This is a genomic window from Streptomyces sp. MBT65 (genome assembly GCF_016612545.1).
Lineage (GTDB): Bacteria > Actinomycetota > Actinomycetes > Streptomycetales > Streptomycetaceae > Streptomyces.
Window position 1 is genome coordinate 1 of sequence record NZ_JAENRY010000302.1, and the last position, 8,920, is coordinate 8,920.

General features: G+C 69.6%; 10 protein-coding genes. 4 read left to right on the plus strand and 6 right to left on the minus strand.

Annotated features, from left to right (window positions below; genetic code table 11):
• Positions 1-268: 268 nt before the first annotated feature.
• The 3 genes from JHN63_RS41730 to JHN63_RS41740 all read right to left on the minus strand — a co-directional run bounded on the left by JHN63_RS41730 (position 269) and on the right by JHN63_RS41740 (position 2,549).
• Complete coding sequence (locus JHN63_RS41730; protein ID WP_200690345.1) at positions 269-1,264, minus strand: LacI family DNA-binding transcriptional regulator; 996 nt, start codon at positions 1,262-1,264, stop codon at positions 269-271.
• Between the two features lie 174 nt (positions 1,265-1,438).
• Entirely contained in the window at positions 1,439-1,804 is a 366-nt protein-coding gene (locus tag JHN63_RS41735) for a hypothetical protein (RefSeq protein WP_200690346.1), read from the minus strand.
• A gap of 280 nt (positions 1,805-2,084) precedes the next feature.
• Positions 2,085-2,549 carry a DUF6194 family protein gene (locus JHN63_RS41740; protein WP_200690354.1) on the minus strand — a complete coding sequence of 155 codons (465 nt, stop codon included), beginning with the start codon at positions 2,547-2,549 and terminating at the stop codon, positions 2,085-2,087.
• A 53-nt stretch (positions 2,550-2,602) separates the two neighbouring features.
• Here JHN63_RS41740 and JHN63_RS41745 point away from each other — a divergent pair, with 53 nt between their 5' ends.
• Both JHN63_RS41745 and JHN63_RS41750 read left to right on the plus strand, forming a co-directional pair.
• Positions 2,603-3,448 (plus strand): MerR family transcriptional regulator, encoded by an 846-nt coding sequence (locus JHN63_RS41745; RefSeq protein WP_200690347.1) that lies wholly within the window; start codon positions 2,603-2,605, stop codon positions 3,446-3,448.
• Positions 3,445-4,221, plus strand: a complete 777-nt coding sequence (locus JHN63_RS41750) for an SDR family oxidoreductase (RefSeq protein WP_200690348.1) — start codon at positions 3,445-3,447, stop codon at positions 4,219-4,221. Before JHN63_RS41745 ends, JHN63_RS41750 begins: the two co-directional genes overlap by 4 nt.
• 16 nt (positions 4,222-4,237) lie before the next feature.
• Here the strand turns inward: JHN63_RS41750 and JHN63_RS41755 are convergent, their stop codons facing one another.
• Positions 4,238-5,107 carry a winged helix-turn-helix transcriptional regulator gene (locus JHN63_RS41755; protein ID WP_200690349.1) on the minus strand — a complete coding sequence of 290 codons (870 nt, stop codon included), beginning with the start codon at positions 5,105-5,107 and terminating at the stop codon, positions 4,238-4,240.
• 100 nt (positions 5,108-5,207) lie between these two features.
• Here JHN63_RS41755 and eno point away from each other — a divergent pair, with 100 nt between their 5' ends.
• Positions 5,208-6,491: a phosphopyruvate hydratase gene (gene eno / locus JHN63_RS41760; protein WP_200690350.1), complete on the plus strand. Its 1,284-nt coding sequence runs from the start codon at positions 5,208-5,210 to the stop codon at positions 6,489-6,491.
• Between the two features lie 54 nt (positions 6,492-6,545).
• On the opposite strand, the gene JHN63_RS41765 is transcribed toward eno, so the two are convergent.
• Complete coding sequence (locus tag JHN63_RS41765; protein ID WP_200690351.1) at positions 6,546-6,842, minus strand: putative quinol monooxygenase; 297 nt, start codon at positions 6,840-6,842, stop codon at positions 6,546-6,548.
• A 130-nt stretch (positions 6,843-6,972) separates the two neighbouring features.
• Here JHN63_RS41765 and JHN63_RS41770 point away from each other — a divergent pair, with 130 nt between their 5' ends.
• On the plus strand, positions 6,973-7,935 hold the full coding sequence (locus tag JHN63_RS41770; RefSeq protein WP_200690352.1) for a GlxA family transcriptional regulator: 963 nt from the start codon (positions 6,973-6,975) through the stop codon (positions 7,933-7,935).
• 12 nt (positions 7,936-7,947) lie between these two features.
• Here the strand turns inward: JHN63_RS41770 and JHN63_RS41775 are convergent, their stop codons facing one another.
• On the minus strand, positions 7,948-8,880 hold the full coding sequence (locus JHN63_RS41775) for an NADP-dependent oxidoreductase (protein ID WP_200690353.1): 933 nt from the start codon (positions 8,878-8,880) through the stop codon (positions 7,948-7,950).
• Between the last annotated feature and the right edge of the window lie 40 nt (positions 8,881-8,920).

Consider the following 8,920-nt stretch of genomic DNA (forward strand, 5'->3'; position numbering starts at 1 on the left):
GCGGGACCGGTCCCGCCTGCCTAGGCCCATCCCGCGTCGGGCGGACTACCGACTCACGCAGAACCGGCCCCGCTTGCGCAGGTCCAACCCACGTCGGGCGGACTCACGGCTTGCGCGGGACCGACCCCGCCTGCCCAGACCCGTCCCCTGTCAGGCGGACCCGCGGCTTGCCCAGACCCGGCCTCACATGCGCAGGCTCATCTCATCCCACGTCAGGCTGACTCGCGGCTCGGCAAACCCGGTCTCGCCTGCGCCATCCCGGGCCGCGTCACGCGGACTCGCGTACCACCAGGGTCAACGGAGTCACCTGGGGTGCCTGTGGCTGGGACTGGCCGGTCACTCCACCGACGATCATGCGGGCGATGCGGCCCACGGCGACATCGAGGTTGTTGTCGATCGTCGTCAGGGGCGGTACCGCGAACGGTGCCAACTTGTCGTTGTCGACGCCGATCACGGCCAGGTCGCCGGGGGCGGAGAGGCACACTCTGCGCATACCCGCGAGGAGGGCGAAGGCCGTCTCGTCGTTGTACGCGCACACTCCCGTGACGGCGGGGACCGCCGAGTGCCATTGCTCCGCCGCCGCGGCGGCCGCCGAGATGTCGAGGGGCACCTCCAGCACGACCGGCGGCTCAAGACCTCGCTCCGCGCAGGCGGCGCGCGCACCGTCGAGCCGTAGCGCCAGGAAGTCGACGAGTCGGGGATCCCCGGGAGCGGCGTACCCGATGCGTGTGTGTCCCGTCGCGGCGAGCCGCTCGACCTGCATCGAACCGATCAGGGTCTGGGGAACGGTCAGTACGCCCGGGGCGACCTCGGGGCCCATCCCGGTGCTGACCACGTGGATTCCGGCCGCTCGCATGCTGGCCACGTCGTCGGCGGCGACCTCGAACGTCGTCATCACCGCAGCCGGCATGAGCTCACGCCACAGCGACTTGAGCGGGGAGTGCCGTTCGCGCCGGGTGACGAGGTTCAGTCCGTGCCGCTCCAGTTCGTCACCGAGCAGTTCGACCAGGGCGGTCAGGGTGCCGCCGACGGGAACGTCCGGGAGGAACAGCAGCACCAGGTCGCTGCGGCCCAGCCGCAGGGCGCGTGCGGCGGCCGACGGTTCGTAGCCCAGTTTCGCCACCGCGTCGAGGACTTTGCGCCGGGTCTGATCAGAGATCTTCTGGTGCGACACGTCGTTCAGCACATAGCTGACGGTCGTCTGCGAGACCCCTGCCTCCTTGGCGACGTCGGTCGCCGTCACACGGGCGGTCCTGCGCGCCATGGGGGTCTCCTGTGGAAGATCTTGGACAGTCCTGATGGGGGGGGCGTCCGAGCGAGCGGCGAGAGCTACTGAATCGTAACAGTGGACATGTGGGATGTCCGATACTCCGGACGGCTCGGGCTGTGAAATTCCGGTGCGCGGCTCGCCGTCCGGTGTCGGTGTCGGTGTCGTGGCTCATTCGCCGTTGTCGATGCTCCAGGCCCAGAATCTGCCCTTGGCGATCCGCTTCAGGAGAGTGTTGAAGTCGGCTTTGACGGCTTCCGGGGTCTTCTCCGGCGGGAACAGGGGTTTCATCGGTTGCCGTTCCAGCGGCAGGTCCTGGGTGAGGCGGGCCTTGTAGGCGTTGTACACCGCCGCGATGTCCGTCCGGATCGTCTCGCCCTCGGTGTTGCCCAGGATCGGCATGCCGCGCATACGGTTGTCGTTGGTCGCCGCGATCGACGCGACGTCCATGAGGAAGCAGTCGATCAGATCGGTGACGTCCTTCTCCCGGGCGCCGTCCACCTTGTTGCGCACGTCCCGCAGCAGCAGGTCCGCCATCTCCAGGGTGACGTCACGGTAGACGGTGCACCGGGGACTTCCGGGGATGACACCGAGGACGTGATCGGACTGCGGGGCTGCTCACCGAGGTACGCCGGGTTACGGCATCTTGTGGTCGGACTTCGTCTCGGGCGTGTACGTGCTCACTTCCTGGCCTGGAATCGTGATCATCGCTGATCAACCGCCGACCCGACCCCTCCACCAGATCCTCCAGGGCAACAATGCCCGCCCCGAGATCCACTCCAACTGCCCACAGGAGCACGGATGTTCAAGACATGTGTCAGCCTCCCTGCTCATCCCTACGCGCAAGCCTGGCAAGGGCGTCGCCATGCGCCCCACGCAGCAGCTCCACCACCAACTCCCCTGTCCTGTCACCGGGATTGACGACGCAGACCCAGCCGAGCGCCCCGTACACCGGGTGCGGCAGCACGCTGTCGGTGACCATGAAGTCGCGCGTCCGGACGAGGCCGCGCGGCTCCTCCCCCGTGAGGTCGCGAAACGTCGTACGGCCGACGTGGATGTTCACGCGCCAACGGCCCGGAGGATCGAGGTCGGAAGCGGCATCGCCGGGGAGGTCCTTGGTGACGACGGTGCCGTACGGCTGGACGTGCCGCGGCATTCGACCGTCGGGGGCGTAGTAGAAGAAGGCGTCGCCCCAGGCGAGTTCGGGGAAGTCGCCGCCCGGTTCCGGTACGACCACGAGCGCGCCGGTGAAGGCTCGTACGGTCGCGAGGATGTGTTCCATGCTCATACTCATGGTTCGAGCATGACCTTCAAGTGCTTATGTGGGGTTGATCGATGGACGATCCGGTGAGTGCTCCGCGACGGGGACCGCTCAGGACCGCCGATGTCGCACGGGAGTCGGGATACTCGGTGCAGCAGGTGCGCGACCTGGAACGGCTGGGCGTCATCCCTCCGGCAACCCGGTCGAGCAACGGATACCGTTCCTACACACCGCTGCACCTCCACGCCCTTCGGGCCTATCGAGGACTCGCAGGTGCCGTCGGGCCTGTCGCAGCAAGGCAGTTGCTCGCCGAGCTGCTCACGGGGACGATCACGGAGGCGGCCTCGGCGATCAACGAGGTCCATGTGCGGCTGGCGCGGGAGCGCGCGGAGGCCCTGCGCGCCCAAGAGGCCTTGCGGGCGATCCAAAGCGAAGCGGACACACCGGAGTTCGAGCAGGAGTCGGCGCAGGACAGCGACGCGATGACGATCACCGAACTCTCCAGAGCACTCGGGGTGCGCCCTTCGACCCTGCGGTTCTGGGAACAGGAAGGGCTCGTCAGCCCCGAACGCGTGACCTCACTGCGGGCACGCCGTTACGACCTCTCCGCGATCAGGGCGGCCCGCATCGTCACGGCTCTCCGCAGCACCGGTTACGGCATCTCCGCGGTGCGCGAGATCGTGGGGTCCCTGTATCAACTCGACGGCACGGAAGAGGCCCGACGCGTCCTGCGGGAGCGTCTCGACGACATCGCGCTACGGACCGTAGGGCTGCTGCGAGCCGGAACGGATCTGGCCGCCGTCGTCATGGCCGCCGAGGAGTCATCGGCGGCACCTCCACCGAAGCCGCCATGTGGAAGTAGCCCTGCGGAGAAGGCAGTTGCCGATCCGATTCCGGTCATGAACGATCTCGGACCATGACACCGCGCCCCGCTGACCCACCTGCCCGCCCGCTCGCCCTGATCACCGGAGTCGGACGCACCGTCGGCATCGGCGCGGGTGTCGCCCGTCGGCTGGCGGCCTCCGGCTGGGACGTCGCCTTCACCTACTGGACTCCCTACGACGAACGCATGGCCTGGGGCCCCGAGTCCGGCGCGACCTCGGCCATCACCGACGCTCTCGCCCAACACGGCGCCACAACCACGGCAGTTGAGGCGGACCTCGCCGACCCGGACACTCCGGCCCGCGTCTTCGACGAGGTCGAACGCGACCTCGGCGGGGTCACGGCCCTGGTCATGTGTCACTGCGAGTCGGTCGACTCCGGCATCCTCGACACCACCGTGGAGAGCTTCGACCGGCACTTCGCGGTCAACGCCCGCGCCACCTGGCTGCTGATCCGCGAGTACGGCCGCCGGTTCGCAGCGGCCCCTGGCACCGGCCGGATCATCGCCCTCACCAGCGATCACACCGTCGGCAACCTTCCCTACGGCGCCAGCAAGGGCGCCCTGGACCGCATCACCCTGGCCGCCGCGCAAGAACTCGCCCACCTCGGCATCACCGCCAACGTCATCAACCCCGGCCCGGTGGACACCGGTTGGATGACCGACGAGGGCCGTGCGCAGGTGCTCCGACAGACGCCGCTCAACCGCCTCGGCACCCCGCGGGACACCGCCCACCTCGTCGACTTCCTCTGCTCGCCGGAAGGCCAGTGGATCAACGGCCAACTCCTCATGAGCAACGGCGGATTCGCCTAGGCACCTCCCGACGGCCTCACACGGCACGAGCGCGGTCGGCGGCCAGTCGTAGGCTCTCGGCGACCGCGTGCGGGATGTCGTCGACCGGGAACAGGGCGTGTCGTACGGTCCGTTCGGCGTCGACGATCAGGATCAGGCGTTTGTGGCGCAGCCGGCCGGCGCCTCGGAAGGTCGGCAACCGTAGGGCCGCGCCCAGTTGGTGCTGGGCGTCGGAGAGAAGGGCGTACGGGATCTCCTCGGCCCGGGCGAACTCCGCCTGTTCGTGCAGGAGTTGGGTGCTGATTCCGCGTATGTCCACGCCTGCCCGGCGGAAGTCGGGCCAGGCGTCGCGGAAGAGCCGGTTCTCCAGGGTGCAGCCCTCGGCCCCGGGGATCGGCGGCTCGCCCCATCCGATGCCTGTGCCGGGGTAGGTGAACAGCACGGTCGCGGTGGCGTCCGGCGCGATGACGGGCAGGTCGGTGCCCTGGGTGCCGGGGAGTCGAAGGTCCTCGGGCAGTCGGGTGCCGGGCAGGGCGTGCACGCGGGCGTGTTCGGCACTGTCCTCTGCCGCCGTCGCGGTGAGGCTGCCGTCACCGAGCCCCCATCGGTCGCCCCAGTCCTGCATCGCGACGAGCAGCGGCAGCAGCGCGAGACCGGCGTCGGTGAGTACGTACTCGTAGCGCACCGGGCGCCGCTGGTAGAGGCTGCGGCGCAGGACGCCCTGGGCGACGAGCCGGCCGAGGCGCTCGGTGAGGACGTTGCGGGACAGGCCGATCTCGGCGGCCAGCGCGTCGAAGCGGACGTGGCCGCGGGCGATCTCCCGCAGGATCAGGACGTTCCACCAGTCCCCCATGACCACGGCGGCCTGGGCGATGCCGCAGGTTTCGTCGGCGTTGTGCTTCCTCATGCGCCCATAGTAGGTTCTCTTTCAGGACTCACTTTGTTTCCGAATGGAACTTACCGCCCGCCGACGTCCGGGACGCGGGCCCTGCGTGAGGAGTTGCACCGTGACCGCCATCAGCCGGGTCGTCGCACGGGAGATCATCGACAGCCGGGGCAATCCCACCGTCGAGGTGGACGTGGAACTGAAGGACGGATCGCTCGGCCGGGCCGCCGTCCCCTCGGGCGCCTCCACTGGCGCCAGGGAAGCCGTCGAACTGCGCGACGGGGACCCAACACGCTTCCACGGCAAAGGAGTTCGGCGCGCCGTCGACGCCGTCAACGAGAGCATCGCCGACGCCGTGATCGGACTCGACGCCGAGGCCCAGGCGACCGTGGACCGGACCATGATCGAGCTGGACGGCACGGACACCAAGTCGCGCCTCGGCGCCAACGCCCTGCTCGGGGTCTCCCTGGCCACCGCCAAGGCCGCCGCGGCCGCCCATCGACTGCCCCTGTACCGCTACATCGGCGGCGTCGACGCCCGGCTGCTGCCGGTGCCGATGATGAACATCGTCAACGGCGGTGCCCACGCCGACAACCCGCTGGACTTCCAGGAGTTCATGATCGCCCCGATCGGCGCGGCCACCTTCGCCGAGGCCGTCCGGATGGGCTCCGAGGTCTTCCACACCCTGCGCCGCGACCTGCTCGCCGCCGGCCACAGTGCGAACGTCGGCGACGAGGGCGGCTTCGCCCCCGACCTGCGCACCGCCGACGAGGCCCTCGAGTTCGTCGTCCACGCCATCGAGAAGACCGGCTACAAGCCCGGCACCGACATCACCCTCGTCCTGGACCCGGCCACGTCGGAGTTCTTCCACGACGGCGTCTACGACTACACCGGCGAGGGCGTCCGTCGCTCCCCCGCCCAACACGCCGACTACCTGGCCGAGTTGGTCGGCCGCTACCCGATCGCGTCGATCGAGGACCCGATGGCCGAGGACGACCACGCCGGCTGGCGAGACCTGACCGCGCGGCTCGGCGCGCGCTGCCAGCTCACCGGCGACGACGTCTTCTGCACCAACGAGACGCTGTTGACCGCCGGTATCCGCGACGGCATCGCCAACTCGATCCTGGTGAAGGTCAATCAGATCGGCACCCTCACCGAGACCCTGGCCACCGTCGCCACCGCCCACCGCGCGGGCTACACCGTCGTGATGTCGCACCGCTCCGGCGAGACCGAGGACACCACCATCGCCGATCTCGCCGTCGCCACCGGCTGCGGCCAGATCAAGACCGGTTCGCTGTCCCGCTCCGACCGCACCGCCAAGTACAACCAACTCGTGCGGATCGAGGAGGACTTGGGCGACCAGGCGCGATACGCGGGGCGCGCCGCGCTGGGACTGCGCCGCTGACGGCGGGGCGGCCGTCCCGGCCGTTGGCTGTACCGGGACGGCGGCCGTTCCCGGTCAGGAGAACTTGGCCCCCAGCAGGTCCACCGGGGCGATCACCGGCGGCGCGCCGAGCTTCGTCCGCGCGGCCTCTCCCAGGGCGGCGGCGATCCGGCCCGTCAGATGTGCCTGGCGGCCTTCCTCGTCCTCGAAGGTGTCGAACACCCCGAAGACGGTGGCGCTCTCGCGGAACGCGAACCACGTCACCGTGCCCTCTTCCTGCTCGGCCAACTCCTGGGCGCCGCGCAGCAGGGCCTCCACCTCGTCGGCGTACTCCGGCTTGGCCTCGACGCGTACCAACAGACCGACCTTCACTGTGACCACTCCTTGCATACGAACCGCGTGAACCACACGAACCACCGGGCTCCCGGCGCACAACGAACCTATGGCGGCGCCCGGTGATCACATCAGTGGCAGAAACGACACCGTTGATAGTGTTTCCGCCATGCGGGTAGCGGTGGTGGTCTACGACGGGGTGTTCGACTCGGGGCTCTCGGCGATCCTCGACGTGCTGAGCAACGCCAACGCGCTGGGCGGTCAGATCCACGACTCGTCGCCCACCTGGAACGTGACCCTGGTCGGCCCGGCTCCGCAGGTGCGGACGGGGGCGGGATTCCTCGTGGCGCCTGAGCCGCTCGAGGCCGCCGACGCCGCCGACCTCCTGGTCGTACCGGCACTCGCGGCGAGCGACGCTTCGGCGTTGCTCGCCCATGTCGGTGGCGAGGCGTCCCTGCCCGTGCGGGAGCTGATCGCACGAACTCGCCTTCGTGGTACGGCCGTTGCCTCGGCGTGCGCGGGTACCTTCCTGCTGGCCGAGGCGGGTGTGCTGGACGGGCTGCGCGCCACGACGACCTGGTGGCTGTCGCCGGCGTTCCGGAACCGGTATCCCAAGGTCGAGCTGGATCACAGCCGGATGGTCGTCGACTGCGAGGGCGTCACCACCGCCGGCGCGGCCTTCGGCCATGTCGACCTCGCGCTGTCGATCGTCCGGGCCGGCAGCCCCGCGCTCACCGATCTGGTCGCCCGGTATCTCGTGGTCGACGAGCGCCCGTCGCAGGCGGCGTACACGATTCCCAGCGCGCTGGCCCAGAGCGATCCCACCGTCGCGGCCTTCGAGGTCTGGGCCCGCGAGCATCTGGCCGAGCCCATCAGCATCCCCGAAGCGGCCAGAGCCATCGGTGTCAGCGAGCGGACCCTCCAGCGTTCCGTGCGGCGCACCGTCGGGACCTCCCCCATCCGGTTCGTGCAGGACCTGAGGATCGAACGTGCCTCGCATCTCCTGCGCACCACCGGCCTCTCCCTGGAGACGATCTCCAGGAAGGTCGGCTATGAGCACCCGAACACGCTGAGGGTGCTCCTGCGCGAGCGCACCGGGAAGACGACGTCGGCGCTGCGCGGCAGCAAGTGAGGTCGGGTCACGTCAGGGAATGAGGACGATCTTTCCGCGGGTGTGCCGCTTCTCGAGTTCGGCGAACGCGTCGCGGACGTCGTCGAGCGGGTAGGTCGCGGCGATGGGAATCTCGATACGGCCGGACGCGACGAGGTCGGCCATCTCGGTGAGGACCTCCCGGGTGGAGGCGCCGTCACTGCCCGCGCTCTTGGTGCCGAGTTCCTGGGCCTTCTGGAAGGAGATGATCGTCTCGATCCGGTCCCTGGAAATGCCCAGATCCACGGCGAGTTGGACGTAGTCGGGGCCGAAGAGGTCGATGAAGGCGTCGATTCCGTCGGGCGCCGCCGCGGTAAGCGCACCGGCGAGGTCGTCGCCGTACGGGACCGGGGTCGCGCCGTGCTCGGTGAGCCAGTCGACGTTCGCGGGCGAGGCGATGCCGAGGACGTGCGCGCCGCGTACGGCGAGGAGTTGGACGACGACGGTGCCCACACCGCCGGCCGCGGCCGAGACGGCGACGGTCTCACCGGGCTTCGGCGCGACCGCCTCGACGGCGGCCCACGCGGTGCAGCCGACGACGTAGAGGGCACCGGCGACCTCCCAACTCAGGGCCTGTGGCTTGAGGATGAGCTGTGACACCGGTACGACGACGTGGGTGGCCTGGCTGGAGCGCTGCCAGGAGAAGCCGAGGACCTCGTCGCCGAGGCCGAAGTCGCCGACGCCCTCGCCGAGTTCGGTGACGACGCCGGCGAGGTCGCTGCCCTGGCCGGACGGGAAGGTCGCGGGGAACATCGCGTGCATCGCGCCCGAACGGATCGCCGCCTCCCCGGGGTTGATGCCGGCCGCCCGTACCTCGACGAGGACCTCTCCTGCGGCGGGTCGGGGAATCGGCACCTCGGTGACATGGAGGACGGCACGGTCGCCGTACTCGTCGAAGCGCACTGCTCGGGCTCGGGTGGGGCTCATCAGGTCTCCTTCGTCAGGGGTGCCGGTCCGGGGGCCGGGG

Excerpts from the sequence above, each read along its gene's own strand:
- JHN63_RS41740 (WP_200690354.1), bottom strand. The coding sequence starts at position 2,549 with ATGGAACACATCCTCGCGACCGTACGAGCCTTCACCGGCGCGCTCGTG.
- JHN63_RS41745 (WP_200690347.1), top strand. The coding sequence starts at position 2,603 with ATGGACGATCCGGTGAGTGCTCCGCGACGGGGACCGCTCAGGACCGCC.
- JHN63_RS41730 (WP_200690345.1), bottom strand. The coding sequence starts at position 1,264 with ATGGCGCGCAGGACCGCCCGTGTGACGGCGACCGACGTCGCCAAGGAG.
- JHN63_RS41770 (WP_200690352.1), top strand. The coding sequence starts at position 6,973 with ATGCGGGTAGCGGTGGTGGTCTACGACGGGGTGTTCGACTCGGGGCTC.
- JHN63_RS41735 (WP_200690346.1), bottom strand. The coding sequence starts at position 1,804 with ATGGCGGACCTGCTGCTGCGGGACGTGCGCAACAAGGTGGACGGCGCC.
- JHN63_RS41775 (WP_200690353.1), bottom strand. The coding sequence starts at position 8,880 with ATGAGCCCCACCCGAGCCCGAGCAGTGCGCTTCGACGAGTACGGCGAC.
- JHN63_RS41755 (WP_200690349.1), bottom strand. The coding sequence starts at position 5,107 with ATGAGGAAGCACAACGCCGACGAAACCTGCGGCATCGCCCAGGCCGCC.
- JHN63_RS41750 (WP_200690348.1), top strand. The coding sequence starts at position 3,445 with ATGACACCGCGCCCCGCTGACCCACCTGCCCGCCCGCTCGCCCTGATC.